We start from the raw sequence: 25,039 nt of genomic DNA, 5'->3' as shown, positions 1-25,039 counted from the left end.
AGAGGGAAACCGGATACGGCCGTTCCGCCCCGCCGGGCGGGGTGGTCCCTGCCCCCGTGGGGGGAGGGGACGGGGCCGTTTCTGCACCCTCAGGGGGAGGGACGGACCAGCCCGGACTCATAGGCGAACGCGACGGCCTGGGCGCGGTCCCGCAGGTGCAGCTTGGCCATGAGGTTGCCCAGGTGGGTCTTCACGGTGGCCTCCGCCACGTAGAGGTCCGCCGCGATCTCGGCGTTGGAGCGTCCCCGGGCGACGAGGGCGAGCACGTCGCGTTCGCGTGCGGTGAGGAGGCCGAGCCGCTCGGACTGCCCGTTCGCCGGTGCCAGCCGGTCCGAGACGCGGTCGAGGAGCAGCCGGGTGATGCGCGGGGCCACCACCGACTCCCCCGCGGCCAGCACCCGGATGGCGTTGACGACATCCGTGGCGGGGGCGTTCTTCAGCAGGAAGCCGCCCGCTCCGGCGCGCAGGGCCGCGAACGCGTCCTCGTCGTCGTCGAAGGTGGTCAGCACCAGGACGCCGGGCGGGTTCTCCCACCGCATCAGCTGTTCGGTGGCCTGTATGCCGTCCATGACGGGCATCCGGATGTCCATGATGACGACGTCCGCCTCGACCTTGCCCAGCAGGTCGAGGGCGTCCGACCCGTTGTCCGCCTCGCCGACGACCTCGATGTCGTCCTGACCGGCCAGCACCATCGAGAAGCCGGCCCTGATGAGCGGCTGGTCGTCCACGACGACCACCCGGATCGGCCTGTCCGCCTGTGTCATTCCTGTGTCCTTGCTGGTATCGAGGCACGTACGTGCCATCCGCTGCCGAGCCGGGGGCCGGCCTCGAAGCTACCGCCGGCGAGTTCCACCCGCTCCCGCATGCCCACGAGTCCGTTGCCCCCGGACTGGCCGACGGGGCGGCCCGCGAGGGTGCCCGCTCCGTCGTCGATCACGTCGATCTGCAGTGTGCCCCGCTCCTCGCGGAGCCGGATGTCGACCCCCGCCCCGGCCCCGGCGTGACGGAGCACGTTGGTGAGGCACTCCTGGACGATGCGGAAGGCCGTCATCTCCTCCGCGGGCGACAGCCGTCCCGCGCCGACCTCGAGCGAGACGTCCACGGTCAGCCCGGCGGCCCGGGCGCGTTCGGCGACGACCTTGATCTCTTCGAGGGTGACCAGCCGCCGCGGCGGGCCGCCGTCGGCGGATGCCAGGTCGCCGGAGTCCGGGTTGCCGCCCTCGCGCAGCACCCGGACGATGCGGTGCATGTCGTCGATGGCGTCGCGGCCCGTGGCGGCGATGGTCTTCAGCGCGTTCTCGGCCATCTCCGGCGACTTCCGCAGCACCGTCCCGGCGCCGTCGGCCTGAAGGATCATCACGGCCAGGCTGTGCGCGACCACGTCGTGCAGTTCACGGGCGATCTCGGCGCGTTCCCGGGTGGCGGCCAGCCGGACACGCTGCTCCTGTTCCCGCTCGGCGTGCCAGGCGCGGGCGGCCTGGCTCTCGGCGTAGAGGCGCCGGGTGTGCAGGGCGAAGGCGGTCAGCCAGACCGTCAGCGTCAGCCCCCAGAAGACCATCAGTGTCTCGGCGTCGGCGAACGGCTCGATGCCGAGGGCCGGAAGGCCCACCGTCCCGGCGCCCGTCGCCAGCAGCACCGTGCCGCCCGCGGCATACGGCATCCAGGTGGTGCGGGAGTGGTGGACGACCGACATCATGGCGAACAGCACGGCCACGTCGTACGAGGCGGGCGCCGACGCCAGCGGTTCCTCGGGCAGGTCGTGCAGGGCGAACTGGACGGCGCACAGCGCCAGGACGGCGGCCATCACCGTGCCGGGGTGCTGTCTGCGGGCCAGCATGCTCAGGGCCATCGCGGCGCCCACCAGCGTGTCGTAGTCGCCGTTGTAGTACCAGGTGGCCATCAGGACCACCGAGGCCATGGCGATGTCGCAGGCCCGGGCGAGGAGGCGTCCGTAGCGGCCGGACGGCGCCAGCCAGGACGACGGAACCGGGACCGTCCTCTGCTCAGCCAACCGTCGTACCTCTCTCCTCCGGCAGGGGTGCGCCCGCGCGGACGACGACGCAAAAGCCGTCGGACCGGGGCGACTTCGGGCCGGGACGGTACCCCCGCCCCGCCCCATACTGCCTCAGCGGACGGCCGGTGTGCGGCACGGTGATGCCGGGCGCCCCGGCTCGGGGGTGCCCGGCATCGGTCGGGGTTTCAGCGGTTGTAGCGCATGAACGCGCGCACCATGTGGCACGTGGTGTCCGACGGCGGGTGCACGCCGATCAGCGCCGCGGTGCTCCGTATCGTCTCGTTGCGCGCCTGGTCGGGCAGGTAGACGCCGGAGTCGAGCAGGGCGATGGCGAGGCGCATCGCCTTGAGCCGGCGGTTGTGGGTGACGTACCAGTGACGCGGGCGGCCGGGCGGCAGCGGACGCTTCGCGACGGGGGCACAGGGCGTTTCGAGCAGCACGGGACGCTTCGCGGTGGACTGGGTGGGCTTCGGCTTCAGTGCGGCAGCGGGCACGGGCATCCTCCTGTCGCGGTCGGGTGGCTCGCCGGAGCCCACGACGACTTCGGCGATTCCCTCGAACACTGCTTCCAGTCTACTGCCCGCCACTGACATTCATCAGACCCGCTCCGGCCAATAAATGTGCAGGTGGAGAAGGGTTTTGTCGCTGCGTCACGGCACTCCCGCGCGTCACCCGCGAGACGCCTCAAAAATCGAACAGAGGGAACCGGCGTACCGTGTGCGGTATGGAGATCTGGATCAATCCCGCCTGTTCCAAGTGCCGTTCCGCGCTCAGCGTGCTCGACGCCGAGGGGGCGGACTACACCGTGCGGCGGTATCTGGAGGACGTGCCCGGTGAGGAGGAGATCCGGGAGGTGCTGGAGCGGCTCGGGCTCGAGCCGTGGGACATCACCCGGACCCAGGAGGCCGTCGCGAGGGAGCTGGGGCTGAAGGAGTGGGCGCGGGACGCCGCGACGCGGGAGCGGTGGATCGCGGCCCTCGCCGCGCATCCCGGGCTGATCCAGCGGCCGATCATCACGGCGGACGACGGCACGGCGGTCGTCGGCCGGACGGAGGAGGCGGTCCGGGACGCCCTCTCCCGCGGAGCATCCGTGTGACGCAGGCCACTTGGACGAGTTGGCTCGACTGCTGAGTAACTCCGTTCGGTATCTCGTACATAGCGGCGTACGCCCCCCTACCTCTTCGAGGAGGCGCGCATGTCGCGCAGGAGAACGCTCGGTACGAAGAAGAAGCTCGCACTGTTGCTGAGCGCCGCCACGGTGGCGGGAGGCGGCGCCTTCGTCATGGCGACCACGTCGAACGCCACTCCGCCGGGGCCCACCACCAAGTCGGCGGCGGACTCGACCGTCTGCCAGGGGCTCGCCACGGCGCTCGGCAACAACGAGCGGTTCATCGAGGGCCAGCGGGCCAACCCCGATGCGCAGTCCGAGGCGCGGATCGCCAACCGCGAGGCGGTCATCGCCCAGATCAAGGTGCAGCAGGAGGCGTCCGGGTGCGCGGTTGGGGAGTCGGCTCAGGGCTCCCAGGCCGGACAGCCGGAGCAGCCCGCTCCCTCCCAGCCGGAACAGGGCCAGGGCGAGCAGGCCGGTGGTGACGCCGGCGCCGCCGTGGGCGAGCAGGTGTGCAACGGCTCCACCGTCACGCTCTCCGGTGAGGACGGCGCCCCGGCGGCGTCCAGCAACCAGTTCCCCGTCGGTACCCAGCTGAAGGTCACCAACCTGGACAACAACAAGTCCACGACGGTGGAGGTCACCTCGGTGTCCGGCAGCTGTGTGCTGCTCAACAACGCGGCCTTCGAGCAGGTCCGCGAGGAGGGCAAGTTCCTCATCCGCCGCGCGGTGATCGAGAAGGTGGGGTGAGGGATCGGATGCCATGAAGGGGCCGCCGCTCCGGGGTCGGGAGCGGCGGCGCCTTCGCATGGCGCCTTCGCATGCACTCCCTGGCCTCCGTACGCCCTCACGGAGTGACGCGGGGCACAGCGGCGCCCGGTAACACGGGGTTCACATGCGGGCAATGGCCGGGAAATCGCCTGTTGACAGGCTGCGGGGCATCGACAGCGGCGCCCCAGTGCCGCAGCGCCGCAGCACCCGCACAGCGCCCAGACCCACCCCGAAGGATGTGGACCGTGAGCTTCAAGGCCGAGTACATCTGGATCGACGGCACCGCGCCGACCGCCAAGCTGCGTTCCAAGACGAAGATCCTGGGCGACGAAGCCAAGGGCGCGGACCTGCCGATCTGGGGTTTCGACGGGTCCTCCACCAACCAGGCCAAGGGGCACGCCTCGGACTGCGTGCTCAAGCCGGTCTTCGTCTGCCCGGACCCGATCCGCGGCGGTGACGACGTCCTGGTGCTGTGCGAGGTCCTCAACACGGACATGACGCCGCACGAGTCCAACACCCGTGCCGCGCTGGCCGAGGTCGCCGAGAAGTTCGCCGCGCAGGAGCCGGTCTTCGGCATCGAGCAGGAGTACACCTTCTTCAAGGACTCCTACCCGCTCGGCTTCCCCAAGGGCGGCTTCCCGGCCCCGCAGGGCGGCTACTACTGCGGCGTCGGCTCCGACGAGATCTTCGGCCGTGACGTCGTCGAGGCGCACCTGGAGAACTGCCTGAAGGCGGGTCTGGGCATCTCCGGCATCAACGCCGAGGTCATGCCCGGCCAGTGGGAGTTCCAGGTCGGTCCGCTGGCCCCGCTGGACGTCGCCGACCAGCTGTGGGTGGCCCGCTGGCTGCTCTACCGCACCGCCGAGGACTTCGACATCGCCGCCACCCTCGAGCCCAAGCCGGTCAAGGGCGACTGGAACGGCGCCGGCGCGCACACCAACTTCTCCACCAAGGCGATGCGCGAGTCCTACGACGCGATCATCACCGCGTGCGAGTCGCTCGGCGAGGGCTCCAAGCCGCTGGACCACGTCAAGAACTACGGCGCCGGCATCGACGACCGCCTCACCGGCCTGCACGAGACCGCCCCGTGGGACAAGTTCTCCTACGGCGTCTCCGACCGCGGCGCCTCGGTGCGCATCCCGTGGCAGGTCGAGCAGGACGGCAAGGGCTACATCGAGGACCGCCGTCCGAACGCCAACGTCGACCCGTACGTGGTGACCCGTCTGCTGGTCGACACCTGCTGCACCGCGCTGGAGAAGGCCGGCCAGGTCTGATCCGTACCGCAGTCGTACCCGAGGGGCGTCCGCCGTGACCGGTGGACGCCCCTCGCGGCATGTCCGCCCGTGTGGCGGGCCGCCGGGTCTGCCGACAGCAGATACCCGTTCCCCGGGGCGGCCCGGGCGGGCAGAGTCCCGGTATGAGACTTCTGTTGCTGGGCGGTACGGAGTTCGCGGGGCGGGCCCTGGCCGAGGCGGCCCTCGGCCAGGGCTGGGAGGTGACCGTCCTCCACCGGGGGCGGCATCCGTCACCGCCGGGCGTACGGACCCTGCTGGGCGACCGCACCGCGCTCGACGGCCTGGCCGCGCTCGACGAGGCCCCCGGCGAGTGGGACGCCGTCGTCGACACCTGGTCGGCCGCCCCGCGCGCGGTGCGCGACGCGGCGCCGCTGCTGCGGGGCCGCGCCGGGCGGTACGTGTACGTGTCGAGCTGCTCGGTGTACGACTGGGCGCCGCCCGCCGGGTACGCCGAGGACGCTCCCGTGGTGCGGGGCGCCCGTGCCGACGCGGACGTCACGGACTACGCGCGCGACAAGCGGGGCGGCGAGCTGGCCGCCGTGGACGCCTTCGGCGCGGACCGGTCGGTGCTGGTGCGGGCGGGACTGATCATCGGGCCGTACGAGAACGTGGGCCGGCTGCCCTGGTGGCTGAACCGGATGGCGCGCGGCGGCCCCGTCCTCGCCCCCGGCCCGCGCGAGCTGCCGTTGCAGTACGTCGACGTCCGTGACCTCGCCGAGTGGGTCCTCGGGGCGGCCGAGCGGGAGCTGAGCGGGCCGTACAACCTGATGTCCCCGCAGGGCCACACCACCATGGGCGAGCTGCTCGAGGCGTGCGTCCGGGTGACCGGCGGTGCGGCGCAACTGCGGTGGACCGCGCCGGAGGTGATCCTCGAGGCGGGCATCGAGCCCTGGACGCAGCTGCCCGTGTGGGTGCCGCCGGGCACCGACCTGCACGACGCGCTGCACTCTGCGGACGTCTCCCGGGCGCTCGCGGCGGGGCTGCGCTGCCGTCCGGTCGCCGAGACGGTGGCCGACACCTGGCGCTGGCTGACGGACCTGGGCGGCTCCGCGCCCCAGCGCCCGGACCGGACCGTCAAGGGGCTCGACCCGCAGGTGGAGGCGAAGGTGCTGGGCACGGTGTGAGGCGGACGCGGCTCCCGGTGGGCGCCGGCGGCTTCGAGATCGCGGCCGCCGTGGGGCCGGGCCCGGGCCGGCCCGGGCGCTCGCCACAGCACGAGCCCGACGTGGCGGCCGCCGCCGGGCTGGTGGTACATCTTCACCCAACTGGGCCTGGAGGTCTCGGACGACGACAACCGGCGCGTGCCGGCGGTTCTCGCGCATCCCGACCACGGCCGGTGAAACCGGACCGGCCGCTTCACCCCGGGTGGGTGATCCGCAACTCCCAGTGTTCCAGGGGCTGTTGAAACCCCTGGGGCCGTAATGAATTCTCACCGATTTCCGAGCCGGGTGAACACCCGTGGGGCGACTGCCGTACTCAAGGGAGCCGCTTCACTCCTAACGGGCGCCTCGAAGCCCCGCACTGGGATGCCCCGCAAGGAAGTCAGAGGAGTTCCATGGGACGCAACACAAGAAAACGCCGCACGCCGCTGGCCACCAAGGCCATTGCCGCAACGGCGGCCCTAGCGCTCGGTGGGGGCGGGCTGATCTGGGCCAACTTCTACGCCTCGGCACACGAGGAGAACGGAGGCCATAACCGGACGAAGTCGCGTGGCGCCCAGGTCGCCACGATCGACTGCCCGGACGTCGGCCAGCAGCTCTCGAACGTGCCCGACCGGGCCCGCGGTGAGGTGGACGGTGAGCTGGCCTCGATGGACCAGCAGATCACCGACGCCTACCAGCGGCTGGTCACCACGCGCCGGGCCCAGGCCGGGGATCCGCAGTTCGTCCAGAACTCCATTCTGGGTCCGCTCAAGGACCGGCGGAAGGTGCTGATCGACCGCATCAAGCTGCAGATCAACCGCGCGGGCGGGCAGGCCGACAGCAACCTGGACCGGCTGGCCGGCTGCACCGGCCGCCCCGCCGACCAGCAGCAGGGCGGCGGCCAGAACGGAGACGGCCAGGACGGCGGCCAGGACCAGGGTGACGGCGGTCAGAACCAGGACGACAACGGCAACGGGGCAGCGGGCCCGGTGGCCGAGGACTTCATCGACATCAACGACGTCCAGCCCAACTCCCGCGATCTGCAGAACGGGCTGCCGGCCAACGGGGACACCGGTTCCACGGGTACCTTCACCACGGAGTGCGGTACCAACGAGAACAACAAGTTCAACAGCGACAACCTGATCGCGGCCCCGGGTGTCGACAACGGCGCGCACCACGTGCACGACTACGTCGGCAACCAGGACAACGACGCCTTCTCCAGCGACGAGGACCTCGCCAACGCCGACACCACGTGCCAGAACCAGGGCGACAAGTCCACGTACTACTGGCCGGTGCTGCGGCTCCAGGACGGCACCGAGGAGTTCGACGCCAACGACCAGGGCGGCGGCGCCGAGGGCAACGTGGGCCGGATCCTCAAGCCCCAGCAGGCCGAGCTGAGGTTCGTCGGCAACAAGCAGGGCGACGTCGTGGCGATGCCGAAGTTCCTGCGCATCATCACCGGTGACGCCAAGTCGTTCGTCAACGGCAACGCCAACGCCAACACCTCGTGGAGCTGCACCGGCTTCGAGGACCGGCAGGTGACGGACAAGTACCCGCTGTGCCCCGACGGCAGCCAGGTCGTGCGGACGACCAACTTCCAGAGCTGCTGGGACGGCCAGAACATCGACAGCGCCAACCACCGGGACCACACGGCGTTCGTCCAGGCCGACGGCAGCTGCCCGAACGGCTTCCAGGCCATCCCGCAGCTCCAGGTCCGCCTGGTGTACGACATCCCGACCCCGGTCATCGAGAACGGCCAGGTGCGGGAGCCGTACGCGGTGGACAGCTTCCCGGAGCAGCTGCACAAGCCGATCACCGATCACAACGACTTCATCAACGTCATGGACGAGAACCTGATGAACCAGGTGGTCGAGTGCATCAACAGCGGCGAGGACTGCAAGTAGGTTCCGCCGGACGCCGATGAGGGAGGGCCGGTGGCGGGGATTCCCGCCACCGGCCCTCCCTCGTGTCGTGCGTGTGCGTGGCCCGGCGGGGGTCAGCCGTGGTGGCCGGCGTGCCCGCCGCCGCCGTCACCGGAGCCGCCGTCGTGCGATCCGCCGTCGTCCGAACCGCCGCCGTGGTTCATGCCGCTGTGGTCCGTGCCCTGCTCCACCGTGCCGCCGAGGCGGGTGCGCAGGTCGGAGACCACGTCCTCGTGGCCGACGGCGACCCACTTGCGGCCGACGAGGTAGTAGCCGCCGTAGTCCTTGGCCGTGTTGAGCCACTCGCGCTGGCCGCGGTCGGTGGCGAAGGTGGCGAGGACGTACTTCTCGCCGCCCTTCTTGCACAGCGCCTGGCGGATGGTGTCGGCGTCGGTCTGCATGTTCGGCTCGCACTCCACCTCGGCGGCCAGGTGCTCCAGGCTGCCGGTGGCGGTGGGCGGCACCTCGTCCCCGCCGTCGCCACCGGATCCGCAGCCCGTCAGCGCGAGAGCCGCCACCGCGCCGGTCAGCGCGAGCATCGGTCGGGTCAGCCTCATGTGTTCCTCCGGTCCATGGACGGCGGCATCGTGACGGCGGCACGCCGCACGGAGCCCCGGCACGGGGCCCTCCGCCTTCGATACGTCCCGAAGGCCCGCCGTGCTCAATGCGGCCCGACGCAGGTGACCATCGACCGGCTCGCTCGTTCTGCTGGACGTGCAGTCACAGGATGTCGTCCCGCCCTCGGTGCCCTCCTCCTCCCCGGCCGGTCCGGGGGTGGACGTCGAGCAGGCCGAGGCCGCTCTCGTCGAGCACTATCCGCGGCTCGTCCGGCTCGCCTACCTGGTGCTTCCCGCCCGTATCGGCCGGAGCAGGCGGGTGCTGACCGCGCACGCCCTGGTCCAGCGGGCGCTGCCCCGCGGCCGCACCCCCGCGCCGGTGATCCCCGCCCAGTCGGCCGGCCGCCCCGGGGACCCCGGCTACGCGCTGGTCCGGTTGCAGGTGGTGCGCACCGCGCTGCAAGCCGGCCTGCCGCTGCGGCGTGCCGCCTGGCCCAGGCGGGCGCAGCTGCCGCCGCTGCTCCCCCAGGTGTGGGGGCTGAAGCTGTTCCCGCGCCCGGGCGGCGCCGACGAACTCGCGCTGGACCAGCGGCTGTCCGCCCTGTCCGGGCCGGCCCGCGCCGCCCACGCGCTGCGCGGCCTCGAACGGCTCCCGGACGGGGACGTGCGCGCGGTGCTCACCGCCGCCGGCGTCACCGACGTGGACGCCGCGCTGGCCGAGGCGGACCGGGCCGGCGACGCCTACCGGCTGCTCGACTCCTGCGAGTTCGACCCCTGTTCGCTCCAGGCCCGGCCCACGGACCTGCTGCGCCGCCGCCGTCATCTGAAGGCCGCGCTGGTCGGCGGGGCGGCGCTGGTGGTGTGCGGGACGCTGATCGGCCTGCCGGGCGACGGCTGGGGTCCCGACGGCGCCGCCGCTCCCCCGTACGCGCGGAACCCGGCCGCGCAGGCCGCGCTGGACCCGGGGAAGCTGACCCGGGTCTCCCCCGGCGCCTGGAAGACCTCCACGCGCACCGACTTCTCCGTGTGGCCCGCGCGCGGCCGGCTCACCGACGACCGGGCCCTGCTGCGCCGCGCCCTCGCCGTCTGGGCCCGCCCGGGGCGCACCGTACGGGTGTCGGCGACCCCGGGCACCCCCACCGGCGGCCCGGCGGGACCGCCCCAGCTGCTGTACGCGGGGACGGTGGGAACGGCGCGGGTGGTGATCCTCCACGACGGCCTGCGCGTCGTGCGCTACGCCGAGCCGGCCGACGGCACCGCCGGTGCCGCGCTCGACCTCGCCCGGGTCGACGGTGCCGGGCGGGGCGGGTCGAGCGCGGTGGTGCTGAGCCGGACCGACGGCAACATCCGCTATCTGACGGCCCCCTGGGTGCGGAAGGCGGGCGAGCGCGACCTGCGCGAGCCGGGCTCCGGCACGATGGCCCTCGCCCTCGCCGACGGAGTGACCGCTCCCCTGGCCGGTTCCGCGTCGCAGAACGGCTCCTGCACCTCGTGGAACGTGCTGGAACTGACCGACGCCACCGGCACCCGGCTCCTGGCCGACCTCGGTGAACTGGTCCCGGCCCGGCTGACCGCCGGGCGGCCCGGCGCGGTCACCGAGGCGTCCACCGCGAAGGCGCTGCGCACCTGGGCGCCGTACGCCTGCACGCTGGCCGCGATGCGCTCGGCGGGCGTGCGGAGCGTGAACGCCTGGGCGTTCGCCGAGCAGCCGCTGCCCGGCACGCACCGGCGGGCGGAGTGGGTGTGCACCCGCGCGGAGACCTGGCGGGGCGGCGGGGCGCGGGTGCTGGCGCAGTTCCACCCGCCCGGTGCCCGGTTCGGCGCGGTGGCGGCGAAGGGCGAGAGCGTGCCGGAGTGCGGGAAGCGGGCGCCGCGGGTGCTCGCCGGGGTGCTGTGGAAGTCCGAGGGCGGGACCTGGTACCTGCTGGCCGCCGGCAGTCCCGACACGGTGAAGGTCGAAGCGACGGGCGGGGTCGAGGGATCGGCCCGCGGGCATCTGCTGACCCTTCGCGCGAAGAAGGGTGCCCGGGCGGACCTGGAGGGCAGACTGGAGAGCGGGCGGTCGATCAGCGGGCTGCGATGACCGGATGAGCACCGCCGGCTGGTCCGGGCCGAGACAGGCCGGAATCGATCGGTAAGGTGTTCGTATGACTACCGGGGTGCGGCGCAGGATGGGAGTCGAGGAGCGACGGCAGCAGTTGATCGGCGTGGCCCTCGAACTGTTCAGCCGGCGCTCCCCCGACGAGGTCTCGATCGACGAGATAGCGTCGCGGGCGGGCATCTCCCGTCCGCTGGTCTATCACTACTTTCCCGGCAAACTCAGCCTGTACGAGGCGGCGTTGAGACGTGCCTCGGAGGATCTGGCGTCCCGGTTCGTCGAGCCGCACGAGGGCCCGCTGGGGTCGCGGCTGCGGCGGGTGATGGCCCGGTTCTTCGACTTCGTGGAGGAGCACGGGCCCGGTTTCGCCGCGCTGATGCGGGGCGGTCCCGCGGTGGGCTCCTCGGCCACCAACGCGCTGATCGACTCCGTACGGCAGGCCGCCTATGACCAGATGCTGTCGCACATGGGCGTGGTGGGCGCGGCGCCGGCGCGGCTGGAACTGGTGGTGCGCTCCTGGATCTCGCTCGTCGAGTCGACGGCGCTGATCTGGCTGGACGGGCGGCGGGTGCCGAGGGCCGAGCTGGAGGCGCAGCTGGTGCAGGACTTCGCCGCGCTCGCTGCCGTGGCCGCGGCGCGCGACGAGGAACTGGCGGCGCTGCTGCGCGAGTCGCTGAAGAACGAGCCGGGCGACGGGCCGTTCACGGACCTGGCGGTCCGGCTCATCGCGCTGGCGGGCCGGTGAGCACCCGCCCGACGTGGGCTCTGGTCGTCGAGACGACCCAGGGCATCGGGCAGCGCAAGCACATGGTGGCCCGGGTGCTGGCACATGTCGGAGGGTCCCGCGAGGAGGCGCTGGCGGAGCTGGAGCGGCAGGCCCGCAGCTACGTACCGGAGCACCCGTCGAGCCCTCGGCGCCGCCGGCTGCTGCGCACAGGTGACGGCTTCCTGCTCGTGGTCGAAGGGGCGTGGCAGACGTTCGCCACCCGGTTCACCGTGGCGGAACTGCTGGAGGACTCCGCGGCGCCCGCCGTCCCGGAACCCGTCGTCGAGGCGACCCCCGTCCCGGAACCCGTCGTGGAGGCGCCACCGCCCGCCCCGCCCCGCCCGACGGCGGAGCAACTGGCCGAGCTGGACGCGGACGGGGTGCCGGTGCTGCCGTCGTGGCTGGGCCGCCGCGACCTGTCCTGAGGCCTACTCGCCCTCGAACTTCCGGTACGACGCGTCCAGGTCGCGTACCTCGGCGGAGGCGTGCAGCACCTTGCCCCCGTCCGGTTCGACGTACTGCCGCAGCAACTCCAGGACGGTTTCGGTGAGCCGGGCCTTGGTCGCGTCGGTGCGGCCGGCCAGCAGGCCGATGCCGACGTGCACGAGGGCGTGTCCGCCGGCGTCGGCGCCGACCACGACGTCCTCGGTCCGCCGGAACCGGGTCTTGCACGCCTGCGGCTTGGCGGCCGCGATCTCCACGACGGCGGTGTGCAGGTCCCGTGCGAACGCGGGCCGGTCGAAGCCGTCCGCCAGGTGCTCGGAGTAGTCGACGGTGATCTGCGGCATGAGCCCTCCTGTTCCAGGTCAGGAGGGCTCACCCTAGCCGCAGCCGTGCACCGGGGCGTCAGCCGGCCCTGGTGAACACGGCGACCGTGCGGGCCGGAACGGTGAACGTGCCGGTGCCCTTCGCGTAGGACGAGGTCTTCACGACCGCGTCCCCGCCCGCCGCCTGCACCGGGTGCAGGCCGTAGGCCGTCCCGGCGAGCGCGGCGACGCGCTGCTCCTGCTGCTGCGGCGTGGCGTTGAGGACGACGACCAGATGGCCGAGCCGCATCGTGATCACGCCGGGTGTCTCGTCCTTGCCGGAGAGCGGGAAGGACAGCCGGGAGCGGACCTCTCCCGCCGTGTCGAGGGAGAAGACCTTCTCCGTCGAGCGGATCTTCAGCAGGTCCCGGTACGCGGCCGAGGCGCCCTCGATCTGCGGGCAGCCGACCTGCACCGCGCCGAGCAGCGGTTTGGCGTAGGGCCACTTGTCCTTGTTGTCGGCGGCCGGCGGCAGACCCCGGCCGAAGCCGTTGCCGTCCGCGCAGTTCCAGTGGATGGCGTTGAACCAGTCGCCGCTGTCGTAGGAGTTGCGGTCCAGGGACTTGGAGCGCAGCAGGTCGGTGCCCGCCTGGGAAAGGGCCGGGCCCTGGGAGAGAGTGGCCGTCGCCATGGCGAGGACCTGCATGCGCGCCCGGTCCGCGGCCGGGGTGTCCTTCGGCAGCTTGAAGGCGAGCGCGTCGAACAGCGACTCGTTGTCGTGCGCGTCCGCGTAGGCGAGGGCGTCGCCGGGCGCGTCCGCGTATCCGGCGGGCGAGCCGTTGTAGTCGACCTGGGAGCCCTTGACCTCCTTGCCGCTGGTGTCGGTGAAGGTGAAGTCGGCGAGGTTGCCGCTCAGGCCCACCTTGATGAGGTCCTGGTAGTGCAGCAGGCGGGCCTTCTGCTCGGCCTCGGTGCCGTTGCTCTCGGAGGAGTTGGGGTCGGTGTACAGACCGGAGGCGAAGCCCTGCACGCCGGGGTCCTCGTCGAAGGGGCCGCCGCCGCGCACGGCGTCACGGGCCCGGTCGGAGAAGGTGGCGATGCCGGTGCCGGCCATGTTCTTCTGGGTGGCCTGGACGAAGCGGGCGTCGTCGGCGATCTCGCCGAAGTTCCAGCCCTCGCCGTACAGGATGATCTTCTTGCCGTCGACGCCGTCCTTCTTGAGGGTCAAGGCGTCGAGGGCCTTGCGGACGGCGAGCATGTTCGCCTTCGGGTGGTGGCCCATGAGGTCGAAGCGGAATCCGTCGACCTTGTACTCCTTGGCCCAGGTGACGACCGAGTCGACGACCAGCCTGCCCATCATGGCGTTCTCGGGGGCCGTGTTGGCGCAGCAGGTGCTGGTGGCGACCGAGCCGTCGGCGAGGAGCCGCTGGTAGTAGCCGGGGACGATCCGGTCCAGGACGGAGGTCTTCGCCTGGCCGCTCGCGGCGGTGTGGTTGTAGACCACGTCCATCACGACCCGCAGGCCGTCCTCGTTGAGCGCCTTGACCATCTCGCGGAACTCGACGGTGCGGGCGGTGCCGTCCGGGTCGGTGGCGTAGGAGCCCTCCGGGACGGTGTAGTGGTACGGGTCGTAGCCCCAGTTGTAGGCGTCCTTGGCGGCCGTCCTCGCCACGCACTCCTGCTGCTTGTCGGAGTCGGCCGGGTAGGAGGCGAGGTCGCAGTCGGGGTTCTGCCGGTCGGACTTCTTCTCGGGGATGGTGGCGATGTCGAAGGCCGGCAGCAGGTGCACGTAGGAGGTGCTGGCCTCGGCGAGCTCGCGCAGGTGCTTGCGGCCGTCGCTGTCGGGGTCGGTGAAGGCCAGGTAGGTGCCCCGGTGGCCGGCCGTGCGGTCCGCCACGGAGAAGTCCCGGATGTGCAGCTCCTGGATCTGCGCGTCCTTCAGCGGCACCGCCTTCGGCTTGTCGTACGCCGACCAGCCGCGCGGCTTCAGGGACCGGTCGCCGAGGTCGACGACGAGGCTGCGCTCGGAGTCGGTGGTGAGGGCGACCGAGTAGGGGTCGGTGACCGTGTTGGTGGTGACCTTCTGCGTGCTCGGTGCCCAGACCTCGACCTTGTACCGGTACGCCTTGCCCTTCCAGGAGCGCGGTCCGGTGACGGACCAGACGCCGGTGCCGTCGTCGCGGCGCATCCGGACGGTGCGGTCGCCGATCTCCAGGGAGACCTGCCGCGCCGTCGGCGCCCACACCGAGAGGGTGGGCCGGCCGTGGCGGAACACCGGGCCGAGCTGCGCCTTGGTGGCGCCGGCGGCGTACAGGTCGTCGAGGACGCCCGCGATCTGCACACCGGTCGCCGCGAGCACGGCCCCGGTGGCGGCCCGCTGGGTCGCGACGACCTGGCCGCGCAGGGCCTCGCGCACCCGGTCCCGGTCGCGCGGGTCGACGGACCATGCGGTGCCGTCCTTCAGATGCGGGAACTTCGCCTTCTGGGCGTCGGTGAGCTTCGCGCTCGTCAGCCGGATCCAGCGCGCGTCCTCGCTGGTCAGCGCGCCGTCCCGCACCGTGATGGAACCGGTGCGGGAGGCGAGGAGCTGGGTGGAGGCGGCGGCCTCGGAGCCGTCCCAGACCACGGTGTCGCGGTCGATCCAGACCGCCTTGGAGGTGGCGAGGTCGAGGGCGGCCGCGGAGCCCGCGGGCTGCGGCAGCAGGTACTTCTCCTGGCCGTTCAACAGCCACACCTCGTGGCCGTTGGCCTTGAGGTCCAGCGACTGGTCGGACGGGAGGTCCTTCTCGTCGCCCTTGTGGATGATGTAGCTGAGGCTGGTGGCACCCTCGGCGAGCGGCACCTCGAAGACAGCGCCATAGGCATCAGTCTCCACCGGCTGAAGGGGCTTCGACCAGTCGGTGGGGTCCGCGGCGCCGGTCCAGGTGTGCAGGCCCCAGCCGTCGTAGTTCCCGTCGGCGCGGTGGTAGTGGAGCACCGCCTTGGCCGGGTCCGGGGCCGGGTACTCGGGCCGTTCGGTGGTGACGGTCTCCTCGCCCTGCTCGATCCAGACCTCACCGGTGGTGGTGAGGTCGATCGTGCGGTCGGCGGCGACGTCCTTGGTGCCCTCCTTGTCGATGACGAGGAAGCCGAGGTCGGACGCGCCCGGCTTGAGCTTGACGTAGGCGAAGGCGCCGTAGGCGTCCCGGCCGGTGAAGGGGTGGCTGTCCGGCCATTCGGTGGCCTCGCCGTCCGCCAGGTCGCCCCAGGCGTACAGGCCCCAGTCGTCGTAGTCGCCGTCCGTGCGCTGGTAGTGGACGATCGCGTAGTCGCGGGAGGCCGCGGTGGGCGGCTGCGGCGCGGGCGGGGTGCCGGTGGCGGAGGCGGCCAGGGCGCTCGCGGTGCGGCCGGCCGAGTCGGTCACGACGGCCTTGTAGCGCAGGGCGGTGCCGGCGGGGACGTCCTCGCCGATGGTGTGGGTGACCTTGTAGGGGGCGTGGTCGGCGGAGCCGAGCCTCTGCCACTTCCCGTTGCCGGTCTGGGCGGCGAAGACCACCCGGTTGAGGCGGCCGCCCTGGACGTCGGCGGTGACCTCGACGGTGCCGGTGGCGCCCGCCTCGGGTGCCTTCAGGGTGATCGCGGGCTTCGTGGCGGGCTCGGCGAGCGGTCCCGCGGCCTTGAGGACGATGGCGCGGCCGGCCGGGACGGAGACGGTGATCTTCTTGTCCGCGTCGCTGCGCACGGTCGCGTCGGTGCCGTGGATGCCCGTGAACGTCATCCGGGCGGAGCCGGTCGCGAAGGTGGCCTCACGGGCCTCGTCGGCGTTGTTGAAGGCGACCACGTACTCGGTGGTGTCCTTGCCGGTCCCGGTGCGGGAGAAGGCGTAGACGCCCGCGCCGTCGGCGGCGTACCGCTCCTGCTGGATGCCGTCGGTGAGGGCCGGGTGCGCCTTACGGAGCCCGGCCAGGGCGCTGATCTGCCGGTAGAGCGGCGCCCGGGTGTCGTAGGTGTCCTCGGCGTGCGTGCGGTCGGTGCCGATGAGGTCGTCGTCGAGGTAGTCGGCGGTGCGCGAGGCGAACAGGGTCTGGCGGGCGTCCTTGTCGCCGCCGGCGCCGGTGAAGCCCTGCTCGTCGCCGTAGTAGACGACCGGGTTGCCGCGGCTGAGGAACATCAGCTCGTTGGCGAGCATGTCCTTCTTCAGCAGTTCGGCGTCGGAGGCGTCGGGGTTGTCCTGCTTCAGGAACGTCCCGATGCGGCCCATGTCGTGGTTGCCGAGGAAGGTGACCTGCTCGTAGGCGTTGGCCTTGTCGGTCGTGTACTTGTAGTCGTCGGCGAAGACCGAGGCCAGCTTCTTCGCGCTGCCGCCCTGGGAGGCGTACTGGCGGGCCGCTTCCTGGAAGGGGAAGTCGAGCGTGGCGTCGAGGCGGCCCTCGGTGACGTAGGGGGCGGTGACGTCCGTGTCGGCGGAGTACACCTCGCCGAACATGAAGAAGTCGTCCCGGCCCTTCTTGGCCGCGTAGGCGTCCAGGGCGGTGGCCCACTGGGTCCAGAACTCCATGTTGACGTGCTTCACGGTGTCGATCCGGAAGCCGTCGATGTCGAAGTCCTTCACCCACCGCTGGTAGATCTTCTCCATGCCGCTGACGACCTCGGGACGCTCGGTCCACAGGTCGTCGAGCCCGGAGAAGTCGCCGTACTCGGCGGACTCGCCGGCGAAGGTGGAGTCGCCCCGGTTGTGGTACATCTCCGGGTCGTTGAGCCAGGAGGGGACCTTGATCCGCTTCTTGGCTGCCGGTACGACCGGGGTGCGCGGGAACGAACCGGCGTCCACGCGCGGGAACCTGCGGCGGCCGTCGGCGTAGTCGGCGTCGTCGAAGGGCACGCCGTCCTTCGTCAGGTACGGGAAGGCGCCCTTGGAGAGGTAGTCGTAGGACTTCTCCTTGTAGTCGACGACGTCGGCGGTGTGGTTGGTGATGACGTCGAAGAAGACCTTCATGCCCTTGGCGTGGGCCTTGTCGATGAGGTTCTCGAGGTCCTTGTTGGTGCCGAAGTGCGGGTCGACCTGGGTGAAGTCGGTGATCCAGTACCCGTGGTAGCCGGCGGAGGCTCCCCCAGTGCTTGATGCCTGGGAGGTACCCCCATTGCCGGTGCCCTGCACGGGCTGGTTCTTGAAGATCGGCGCCATCCAGATGGCGGTGGTGCCGAGTCCCTTGATGTAGTCGAGCCGCTTCGTCAGGCCCTTGAGGTCGCCGCCCTGGTAGAAGCCCTTGTCGGTGGGGTCGTACCCGGTGGTGAGGCGGGAACCGGTCAGTCCGCCGCGGTCGTTGCGGGTGTCGCCGTTGGCGAAACGGTCCGGCAGGACGAAGTAGAACTGCTCGCGGGTCAGGTCGTGCCGCGCGGGGGACTTGGCGAGCTTCGCGTCCGAGGGTGGCGCGGGGGGTGTGCCGGCGGTGGCGGCGAGCGGCTGTACCAGGGCGGCGGCGAGTGCGGCCACGGTGACGGCGGCGACGCGTCGCCCCCGCGCGGTGCGGCGCCCCGGGGGCGCGGGCCATCTGGGTATCAAGGCAGTGAACTCCTTGCGCTTACGGCTCATTGGGTCCGACCCCACGCCACAGTGGTGGCCTGTTTCGGCCACATCACCGGAGCGTCGGCGTGACCGTATCGCCGTTGAAAGCTTTACAGCAAGGGTCATGAAAGTAACGGTAAGGACTTGCAGCGCGCGGCGCCCCGCGCCGCCGCCCGTGAACGGCGGCGCGGGGCGCGCGCGTTCAGCAGCCGGACTTGCCCGCGTACACCGCGAGGGCGGTGTTGGAGCCCAGGGTGGCGGTCAGCCGGCCCGAGCCGTCCACCGTCACCGGGGCGTTGTTCTGGACGTCGCAGTACGTGCCCGCCGGGAGGGAGGTCTGGTAGGTGCGGGTCAGCGGGCCGGACTCGTGGTTGATGGCCACGAAGCCCTTGCTGCCGCGCCCGAAGGCGATGGCGTCGCCGCCGTTGTCCCACCAGTCGGTGACCGCCTGCCCCCGGGTCGCGTTGCGGAAGGCGACCATGGACTTGATCTCCGGCCAGGCGTGCTGGCACTTCCAGCCGTTCTGCCAGCAGGCGTCGACCCGGCCCCCGTTGGGCGGCCCGGCGTCGTGGTCCGACCACTCGTAGCCGGAGTTGATGTCCGGGGCGCCGTACGGCCAGGCCAGCATGAAGACGTTGGCCAGGGTGTAGTGGGCGTTGTCCTTGTAGGACAGCGTGCTGCCGTTGCGCTCGGTGTCGTGGTTGTCGACGAAGACCCCGGCGACGGAGCTGTTCATGTAGCCCCAGCCCTCGCCGTAGTTCTTCAGGTAGGCGAGGTTCTCGTTGTTGAAGACCCGCTTGAGGTCGTAGGCGTAGCGGAACTCCTGGACGTCGCCGTTGCCGGTGTACTCGGTCGGCTGGACGGCTTCTCCGGCGCCGTGAATGACCTCCTGCTTCCAGTACACGTTCGGATTGGTGAGCCGGGACTTGATGTCGGCCAGGTCGGCCGCCGGCATGTGCTTGGCCGCGTCGATGCGGAAGCCGTCCACACCGAGCGAGAGCAGGTCGTTCAGATACCCGGCGATGGCTCCGCGGACGTAGTCCTCGCCGGTGTCGAGGTCGGCGAGGCCGACCAGTTCGCAGTTCTGGACGTTCCAGCGGTCCCGGTAGTCGGTGATCTGCGCGGTGCAGTTGTCGAAGTCGAAGGAGGAGTACAGGCCGGGGTAGTCGTACTTGGAGTACGACGAGCCGCCGGTGCCGGTGCCGCTGCCCGCGGACATGTGGTTGATCACCGCGTCGGCGACGACCTTGACGCCGGCCGCGTGGCAGGTGTCGACCATGTTCTTGAACGCGGCGCGGTCGCCGAGCCGGCCGGCGATCCGGTAGCTCACCGGCTGGTACGAGGTCCACCACTGCCCGCCCTGTATGTGCTCGGCGGGCGGGGAGACCTGGACGTATCCGTAGCCCGCCGGACCGAGGGTGGTGGTGCACTCGCGGGCGACGGAGGCGAAGTTCCACTCGAACAGGACGGCGGTGACGTCCTTGGCGCCCGGCGGGGAGGCCTCCGCTCCAGTCGGGGCCATGACAATGGAGGCGGCCGCGAGGGCGACGGCCCCGGAGAGGGTTCTGCGTGCCATGTGGGGTGCCTTCTTCATCGAAGGGTGTGGGGATACCGCCAGGCAAACGGAGTGAAGCTTCTTGCAGAAAGCTTCAACAACCTTGCGGCAACGCAGATGGTAGAGGCCCGCCGCCCAAAAGGGCAGCGGGCCGTACCCACTTGTATGAAAAAGTTGCGGACCGAACCTCTCAGGCCGTGCCGAACCTCAGGCCGTGGTCCACCACACGGTGGTGTCCGCCGGGACCTCCGTCCCGCCGGCCGTCTCCGTCACCTCACCGCTGGCGAGCAGCACCCTCCCGTACGCCGGGACGGTCACCGCCTCCCCCGTGGTGTTGGCGACGCACACGAACTCCCCGCGCCGCAGGGCGAGCACACCCTCGGGCGCCCGCAGCCACTCCACCGCGTCGCCCGCGCCCAGGTCGGGGTGGTCCCGGCGGACGGCGAGCGCGGAGCGGTACAGCTCCAGGGTCGCGCCCGGGTCGCCGGTCTGCGCCTCGATGCTCAGTTCGCCCCAGCCCTCCGGCTGCGGCAGCCAGCTGCCGCCGTCGCCGAAGCCGTAGGAGGAGCCCTCGCGGGTCCACGGGATCGGCACCCGGCAGCCGTCGCGGAAGCCGTCCTGGCCCGCGCCCCGGAAGTACGCCGGGTCCTGGCGCACCTCGTCCGGCAGGTCCACGACGTCCGGCAGGCCGAGCTCCTCGCCCTGGTAGACGTACGCCGAGCCGGGCAGCGCCAGCATCAGCAGCGTCGCCGCACGCGCCCGGCGCAGGCCCAGCTCACGGTCGCCGGCCAGGCGGATCTGGGTGCCGAGGCCGGGCGGGTTGGCGAAGCGGGTGGCGTGCCGGGTGACGTCGTGGTTGGACAGCACCCAGGTGGCGGGGGCGCCGACCGGGCGCATCGAGTCCAGGGTGCGGTCGACGACCGCGCGCAGTTCCTCCGCGTCCCAGTACGTCCCGAGGTACTGGAAGTTGAACGCCTGGTGCAGTTCGTCGGGGCGCACGTAGTTGGCGGTGCGCTCGACGGTCGGCGTCCAGGCCTCCGCGACGAAGATCCTCTCGCCGGCGTACTCGTCGAGGACGTGCCGCCACTGCCGGTAGATGTCGTGCACACCATCCTGGTCGAAGAACGGCATGACATCGTTGCCCAGCAGCTTGAGCTGCTCATGGGATCCAAGGTCGGGAAGCCCTTCAGCCTTCACCATGCCGTGTGCGACATCGATACGGAAGCCGTCCACGCCCATGTCCAGCCAGAACCGCAGGATGGAGCGGAACTCGTCGCCGACCGCCGGGTGCTCCCAGTTGAAGTCGGGCTGCTCGGGCGCGAAGAGGTGCAGGTACCACTCGCCGGGCGTGCCGTCGGGCTCGGTGACCCGGGTCCAGGCGGGGCCGCCGAAGATCGACTCCCAGTCGTTGGGCGGCAGCTCGCCGTTCTCGCCCTTGCCGGGCCGGAAGTGGTAGCGCTCCCGCAGCGGCGAGCCGGGGCCCTCGGCGAGGGCACGCTTGAACCACTCGTGCTGGTCGGAGGAGTGGTTGGGCACGAGGTCGACGATGATCCGCAGGCCCAGCGCGTGGGCGTCGCGGATCAGCGCGTCGGCGTCGAGCAGGGTGCCGAACATCGGGTCGACGGCGCGGTAGTCGGCGACGTCGTAGCCGGCGTCGGCCTGCGGGGAGGCGTAGAAGGGGCTGAGCCACACGGCGTCCACGCCGAGGTCGCGCAGGTACGGCAGGCGGGAGCGGATGCCTTCCAGGTCGCCCATGCCGTCGCCGTTGCTGTCGGCGAAGCTGCGCGGGTACACCTGGTAGATCACCGCGTCCCGCCACCAGTCGTGGCGCCGGGCGACGGTGGCGACGGCCGCGTCGGTGGTGGGGGTCGGGGCCGGGGCGGCGGAGTGCTGCTGACTCATGTCGTCCTTGATACGGGTGTCGTCGGGTGGCGAGTGGACCGGCGGCGAGGGGGACGAGGCGGCCGCGGTGGCAGCGGGGTCGGATGGCCACCGCGGCCGCCTCGGGCCTTATCCCTTCGTGCCGCCGGCCGTGAGTCCGGTGACCAGGTTCTTCTGCACGAGGTAGAAGAACGCGGAGACCGGTATCGCGATCAGGACCGCGGTGGCGGCCATGAGGTTGCGCTGTGCGTCGTGCTCGCTGACGAAGCTCTGCAGACCGACCGCGAGGGTGTACTTCTCGTCGTCGAGCATGAACGTCGTGGCGAAGGCGACCTCGCCGAAGGCGGTGATGAAGCTGTAGAACGCGGCGACCGCCAGCCCGGGCTTGGCGAGCGGCAGGATCAGCCGCGCGAACGTGCCGAAGGGGGTCAGCCCGTCGACGCGTCCCGCCTCGTCGATCTCGAACGGGATGGTGTCGAAATAGCCCTTCATCAGCCAGGCGCAGTACGGCACGGCCGTCGAGCAGTAGACGAGTACCAGTCCAAGGTACGTGTCGATGAGCTGCAGGTCCGAGAGAATCTGGTACATCGGCACCATCAGGACGGCCACCGGGAACATCTGGGTGACCAGCAGCACCCACATGAACTTCCTGTAGCCCGGGAAACGCATGCGGGAGGCGGCGTAGCCGGTGGTCGCGGCGACCAGGACACCGATGACCGTGGTGCCGAGCGAGACGATCAGCGAGCTCTTGAGCCAGTCGAAGAAGTTCGTGTTCTGGAGCACGAACGTGTAGTTGTCGAGCGTCATCTTGCCCCAGATGCCGCCGGGACGCAGATAGTCGTCCTTGTCGGGGCCGAGGGACAGGAACACCAGCCAGGCGACCGGGAACAGCGCGATCACGCTCGCGACGATCAGGACGCCGTGCGAGGTGAGGCGGGCCGCGGGGCTGCTCTCGCCGCGCCGGCGCACCGTGCGGGCCGGGCGCGGGGCTCCGGCGGGCCGGTCCGCGGGAGCAGCGGTGGTGACGGTCGGGGTGCTCATGGGGACTCCTGCCTCAGATCGCGAGCTGCTGCTCATTGCGGTTCAGCCAGCGGCGGTAGAAGGAGGTGAAGACGATCAGGACGGCCAGCAGCAGCATGCCGTAGGCCGCGGACTCGGCGAACTCGCGCGGCTGCTGTCCGAAGCCGAGCTGGTAGGCCCAGGTGACCAGGATCTGCGCGTCCGGCGCGGTGTTGCCGAAGAGCAGGAAGATGATCGCGAACTGGTTGAAGGTCCAGATGACACCGAGCAGGACCACGGTGGAGCTGACCGAGCGCAGGCCGGGCAGGGTGACGTGGCGGAACCGCTGCCAGGCGCTCGCGCCGTCCATCTCGGCCGCCTCGTACAGGCTGGCGTCGATGGACTGGAGCCCGCCGAGCAGGGAGATCATCATGAACGGCACACCGCACCAGGTGTTGACCATGATGGCGGCGACGCGCTGCCAGAAGGTGTCCTCCAGCCATGCCGGGGTGGGCAGGCCGAGGAAGTCCAGGCCGGAGTTGATGATGCCGGCGTCGGCGAGCATGAAGCGCCAGCCGAAGACGGTGACGAAGGTGGGTACGGCCCACGGCAGGATCAGCAGCAGCCGGTAGAGGGTGCGGCCGCGCAGCTTCTGGTTGAGCAGCAGGGCGAGGCCGAGGCCGATGCCGTAGTGCAGGGCGACACAGGCGGCCGTCCACACGATCGTCCAGATGAAGTGCGACCAGAAGCGGTCGTAGGCCGTCTCGCCCCACAGGATGTCGGCGTAGTTGTCGATGCCGACGAACTTGTAGGTGGCCTCGATCTCGTTGACGCCGATGGTGCGGGCCGAGTTGAGGCTGTCCGCGTCGGTGAGCGTGAGGTAGAAGCCGTAGGCCAGGGGGTACAGGACGATGACGCCGAGCACCAGGGCGACCGGCGCGATCATGGCGTAGGCGTACCAGTGCTTCTGGTACGCGTGCTTCAGGCGGCTGACCGGCCCGCGGCGGGGCGCGCGGTCACCGCGGCGCTTGCCGGTCGCGCGGTCGATGGCGACTGTCATGGTTCGGCACCTTCTGGATGATCACGATCAAGGAGTACGGCACACAGGCCGGCGGCCGCCGGACCCTCCCCTCCTGGAAGCGGGTCCGGCGGCCACGCGGGCATTACTTGCTGAAGTCCGGCACCAGCTTGGCGATCGCGATCTCCGCGTCACCGAGGCCCTTGTCCAGGGATTCCTTGCCGCTCGCGATCTGCGGGAGCTCGTCGTCCAGCGGGGTCCACAGCGAGCTGTACTCGGGCAGGGCCGGGCGCGGCTGGGCGGCGGAGAGGACCGTCTGGTAGCCGGCGATGCCCGGGTCGGCCTTGACCTCGTCGGTGTAGGCGTCGTCGCGCGTGGGCAGCGTGGAGTTCTTCAGCGCGATGGTCTCCTGCGCCTTCGCCGAGGTCATGAAGTTCACGAACTTCAGCGCGGCCTCCTGCTTGTCCTTGCCGGAGCCGGCGTAGACGGAGAGGTTGTGGCCGCCGGTGGGGGCGCCGGCCTTGCCGGTGGAGCCGGCCGGGACGGTGGCGATGCCGAGGTTGTTCTTGTCCTTGAAGGCGGAGCCCTTGTAGAAGTTGGTGATCTCCCACGGGCCCTGGATGATCGAGGCGACCTTGCCGTTGACGAACGCGTCCTGGATGTGGGCGTAGGCGTCGGCGGTGACGTCGGCCTTGTGCAGGCCCTTGCCGTCGAAGAGGTCCAGCCAGGCGCCGTAGCCCTTCTCGGCCTCCGGCGACTTCACGGTGATCTTCTTGGCGTCGGCGTCGACCGTGTCGGTGCCCTCGCCGTACAGGAAGGGCTGGGCGTAGTAGGCGGCGGTGGAGCCCCAGTAGCCGTCGACGCCGGTCTTGTCCTTGATGGTGGCGGCGGCCTTCTTCAGGTCCTCCCAGGTCTTGGGGGCCTCGACGCCGGCCTTCTCGAAGAGCTCCTTGTTGTAGACGAAGGCGAGGGTGTCGGTGGTGAACGGGACACCGTAGGTCTTGCCCTCGTACTTCGCCTGCTCGATCAGGTTGGGCTTGAACTTGTCCTGCTCGGCGAGGGCCTCGGTGCCGTCCAGCGGCAGGAAGAAGCCCTTCTTGGCGAAGGCGGGGGTCCAGCCGACCTCGGAGCGCAGCACGTCGGGGGCGCCCTTGGAACCGGCGGCGGTGTCGAACTTGTTCTGCGCCTGGTCGAAGGGGACGTTGACGTACTCGACCTTGATGTCCTTGTTGGCGGCCTCGAACTCCTTGACCAGGGCCTGGTAGGTCGGCGCCTCGTTGGTCGCGTTGGAGGTGTCCCACCAGGTGATGGTGACCGGACCGCCGGCCGAGTCGCCGCTGTCGCTGTCCGAGCCGCAGGCCGTCGCCGCGAGGGCGAGGGACGCCACCAGCGCGGTGGCCGCTATGCCACGCCGCATGAGGTTCTCCTTGAGGGTTAAGCCCGTGAGGTGGGCCCTGACGAGGGCCCGCGGGCCGGCCCCGTCTGCCGTCCCGCTGACTTGCCGACCGCGCCGTTGCCGCCGCCGGGCGACGTGAACGTAACAGCGATGGAACCGTTCCGAAAGACCTTGCAGAAAAGTTTTGCAAGAGACGCCCAGAGTTATCCCGCCGTGACCTCTCCTC

The 25,039-nt window shown here is 71.0% G+C and carries 19 protein-coding genes and 1 pseudogene; 9 read left to right on the top strand and 11 right to left on the bottom strand.

What is annotated here, in order from left to right; genetic code table 11:
* Window positions 1–89: 89 nt before the first annotated feature.
* The 3 genes from AC5L3C_RS27685 to AC5L3C_RS27675 form a co-directional block, all read right to left on the bottom strand.
* Complete coding sequence (locus AC5L3C_RS27685) at window positions 90–764, bottom strand: response regulator transcription factor (RefSeq protein WP_493651570.1); 675 nt, start codon at window positions 762–764, stop codon at window positions 90–92.
* On the bottom strand, window positions 761–2,011 hold the full coding sequence (locus AC5L3C_RS27680) for a sensor histidine kinase (RefSeq protein WP_493651568.1): 1,251 nt from the start codon (window positions 2,009–2,011) through the stop codon (window positions 761–763). Before AC5L3C_RS27680 ends, AC5L3C_RS27685 begins: the two co-directional genes overlap by 4 nt.
* 188 nt (window positions 2,012–2,199) lie before the next feature.
* Window positions 2,200–2,508: a hypothetical protein gene (locus AC5L3C_RS27675; RefSeq protein WP_493654049.1), complete on the bottom strand. Its 309-nt coding sequence runs from the start codon at window positions 2,506–2,508 to the stop codon at window positions 2,200–2,202.
* 230 nt (window positions 2,509–2,738) lie between these two features.
* Here AC5L3C_RS27675 and AC5L3C_RS27670 point away from each other — a divergent pair, with 230 nt between their 5' ends.
* The 6 genes and pseudogenes from AC5L3C_RS27670 to AC5L3C_RS27645 all read left to right on the top strand — a co-directional run bounded on the left by AC5L3C_RS27670 (window position 2,739) and on the right by AC5L3C_RS27645 (window position 8,234).
* Window positions 2,739–3,110, top strand: a complete 372-nt coding sequence (locus AC5L3C_RS27670; protein ID WP_493651566.1) for an arsenate reductase family protein — start codon at window positions 2,739–2,741, stop codon at window positions 3,108–3,110.
* Between the two features lie 99 nt (window positions 3,111–3,209).
* Window positions 3,210–3,872, top strand: a complete 663-nt coding sequence (locus tag AC5L3C_RS27665) for an SCO2207 family protein (protein ID WP_493651565.1) — start codon at window positions 3,210–3,212, stop codon at window positions 3,870–3,872.
* A gap of 266 nt (window positions 3,873–4,138) precedes the next feature.
* Complete coding sequence (gene glnII / locus AC5L3C_RS27660) at window positions 4,139–5,167, top strand: glutamine synthetase (protein WP_493651563.1); 1,029 nt, start codon at window positions 4,139–4,141, stop codon at window positions 5,165–5,167.
* 143 nt (window positions 5,168–5,310) lie between these two features.
* Window positions 5,311–6,312, top strand: coding sequence for an NAD-dependent epimerase/dehydratase family protein (locus tag AC5L3C_RS27655; RefSeq protein WP_493651562.1), 1,002 nt, complete (start codon window positions 5,311–5,313; stop codon window positions 6,310–6,312).
* A 129-nt stretch (window positions 6,313–6,441) separates the two neighbouring features.
* Window positions 6,442–6,528, top strand: a pseudogene (locus tag AC5L3C_RS27650) (DNA-binding response regulator); the annotation flags it as partial.
* A gap of 215 nt (window positions 6,529–6,743) precedes the next feature.
* Window positions 6,744–8,234, top strand: coding sequence for a DUF1996 domain-containing protein (locus AC5L3C_RS27645; protein WP_493651561.1), 1,491 nt, complete (start codon window positions 6,744–6,746; stop codon window positions 8,232–8,234).
* Between the two features lie 92 nt (window positions 8,235–8,326).
* Here AC5L3C_RS27645 and AC5L3C_RS27640 read toward each other — a convergent pair whose 3' ends face one another.
* Window positions 8,327–8,809 (bottom strand): hypothetical protein, encoded by a 483-nt coding sequence (locus AC5L3C_RS27640; protein ID WP_493651559.1) that lies wholly within the window; start codon window positions 8,807–8,809, stop codon window positions 8,327–8,329.
* 157 nt (window positions 8,810–8,966) lie between these two features.
* Between AC5L3C_RS27640 and AC5L3C_RS27635 the strand changes: the two genes are divergently transcribed.
* From AC5L3C_RS27635 to AC5L3C_RS27625, 3 genes are all read left to right on the top strand, one after another.
* Window positions 8,967–10,892, top strand: a complete 1,926-nt coding sequence (locus tag AC5L3C_RS27635; protein WP_493651557.1) for a hypothetical protein — start codon at window positions 8,967–8,969, stop codon at window positions 10,890–10,892.
* Window positions 10,893–10,956: 64 nt separating this feature from the next.
* Window positions 10,957–11,652: a TetR/AcrR family transcriptional regulator gene (locus tag AC5L3C_RS27630; RefSeq protein ID WP_493651555.1), complete on the top strand. Its 696-nt coding sequence runs from the start codon at window positions 10,957–10,959 to the stop codon at window positions 11,650–11,652.
* On the top strand, window positions 11,649–12,098 hold the full coding sequence (locus tag AC5L3C_RS27625; RefSeq protein ID WP_493651553.1) for a hypothetical protein: 450 nt from the start codon (window positions 11,649–11,651) through the stop codon (window positions 12,096–12,098). The genes AC5L3C_RS27630 and AC5L3C_RS27625 overlap by 4 nt, the downstream gene beginning before the upstream one ends.
* A gap of 3 nt (window positions 12,099–12,101) precedes the next feature.
* On the opposite strand, the gene AC5L3C_RS27620 is transcribed toward AC5L3C_RS27625, so the two are convergent.
* The 7 genes from AC5L3C_RS27620 to AC5L3C_RS27590 all read right to left on the bottom strand — a co-directional run bounded on the left by AC5L3C_RS27620 (window position 12,102) and on the right by AC5L3C_RS27590 (window position 24,834).
* Window positions 12,102–12,461 carry a 5-carboxymethyl-2-hydroxymuconate Delta-isomerase gene (locus AC5L3C_RS27620; RefSeq protein ID WP_493651552.1) on the bottom strand — a complete coding sequence of 120 codons (360 nt, stop codon included), beginning with the start codon at window positions 12,459–12,461 and terminating at the stop codon, window positions 12,102–12,104.
* A 58-nt stretch (window positions 12,462–12,519) separates the two neighbouring features.
* Window positions 12,520–17,961: a pullulanase-type alpha-1,6-glucosidase gene (gene pulA, locus AC5L3C_RS27615; protein ID WP_493651550.1), complete on the bottom strand. Its 5,442-nt coding sequence runs from the start codon at window positions 17,959–17,961 to the stop codon at window positions 12,520–12,522.
* A gap of 205 nt (window positions 17,962–18,166) precedes the next feature.
* Complete coding sequence (locus tag AC5L3C_RS27610; protein WP_493651549.1) at window positions 18,167–19,540, bottom strand: alpha-amylase; 1,374 nt, start codon at window positions 19,538–19,540, stop codon at window positions 18,167–18,169.
* Window positions 19,541–19,726: 186 nt separating this feature from the next.
* Window positions 19,727–21,421, bottom strand: coding sequence for a glycoside hydrolase family 13 protein (locus AC5L3C_RS27605; RefSeq protein ID WP_493651547.1), 1,695 nt, complete (start codon window positions 21,419–21,421; stop codon window positions 19,727–19,729).
* A gap of 108 nt (window positions 21,422–21,529) precedes the next feature.
* Window positions 21,530–22,441, bottom strand: coding sequence for a sugar ABC transporter permease (locus AC5L3C_RS27600; protein ID WP_493651545.1), 912 nt, complete (start codon window positions 22,439–22,441; stop codon window positions 21,530–21,532).
* Window positions 22,442–22,454: 13 nt separating this feature from the next.
* On the bottom strand, window positions 22,455–23,459 hold the full coding sequence (locus tag AC5L3C_RS27595) for a carbohydrate ABC transporter permease (protein ID WP_493651543.1): 1,005 nt from the start codon (window positions 23,457–23,459) through the stop codon (window positions 22,455–22,457).
* Between the two features lie 103 nt (window positions 23,460–23,562).
* A complete protein-coding gene (locus tag AC5L3C_RS27590) occupies window positions 23,563–24,834 on the bottom strand; it encodes an extracellular solute-binding protein (protein ID WP_493651542.1) in 1,272 nt (423 codons plus the stop codon).
* Between the last annotated feature and the right edge of the window lie 205 nt (window positions 24,835–25,039).

It is taken from the genome of Streptomyces speibonae (genome assembly GCF_984686075.1).
This window is presented reverse-complemented; position numbering and strand designations above follow the sequence as displayed.

Coding starts and splice junctions, on each gene's coding strand:
- AC5L3C_RS27640 (WP_493651559.1), bottom strand. CDS start 8,809: ATGAGGCTGACCCGACCGATGCTCGCGCTGACCGGCGCGGTGGCGGCT.
- AC5L3C_RS27620 (WP_493651552.1), bottom strand. CDS start 12,461: ATGCCGCAGATCACCGTCGACTACTCCGAGCACCTGGCGGACGGCTTC.
- AC5L3C_RS27610 (WP_493651549.1), bottom strand. CDS start 19,540: ATGGCACGCAGAACCCTCTCCGGGGCCGTCGCCCTCGCGGCCGCCTCC.
- AC5L3C_RS27590 (WP_493651542.1), bottom strand. CDS start 24,834: ATGCGGCGTGGCATAGCGGCCACCGCGCTGGTGGCGTCCCTCGCCCTC.
- AC5L3C_RS27600 (WP_493651545.1), bottom strand. CDS start 22,441: ATGAGCACCCCGACCGTCACCACCGCTGCTCCCGCGGACCGGCCCGCC.
- AC5L3C_RS27595 (WP_493651543.1), bottom strand. CDS start 23,459: ATGACAGTCGCCATCGACCGCGCGACCGGCAAGCGCCGCGGTGACCGC.
- AC5L3C_RS27685 (WP_493651570.1), bottom strand. CDS start 764: ATGACACAGGCGGACAGGCCGATCCGGGTGGTCGTCGTGGACGACCAG.
- AC5L3C_RS27665 (WP_493651565.1), top strand. CDS start 3,210: ATGTCGCGCAGGAGAACGCTCGGTACGAAGAAGAAGCTCGCACTGTTG.
- AC5L3C_RS27655 (WP_493651562.1), top strand. CDS start 5,311: ATGAGACTTCTGTTGCTGGGCGGTACGGAGTTCGCGGGGCGGGCCCTG.
- AC5L3C_RS27645 (WP_493651561.1), top strand. CDS start 6,744: ATGGGACGCAACACAAGAAAACGCCGCACGCCGCTGGCCACCAAGGCC.
- AC5L3C_RS27630 (WP_493651555.1), top strand. CDS start 10,957: ATGACTACCGGGGTGCGGCGCAGGATGGGAGTCGAGGAGCGACGGCAG.
- AC5L3C_RS27670 (WP_493651566.1), top strand. CDS start 2,739: ATGGAGATCTGGATCAATCCCGCCTGTTCCAAGTGCCGTTCCGCGCTC.
- AC5L3C_RS27605 (WP_493651547.1), bottom strand. CDS start 21,421: ATGAGTCAGCAGCACTCCGCCGCCCCGGCCCCGACCCCCACCACCGAC.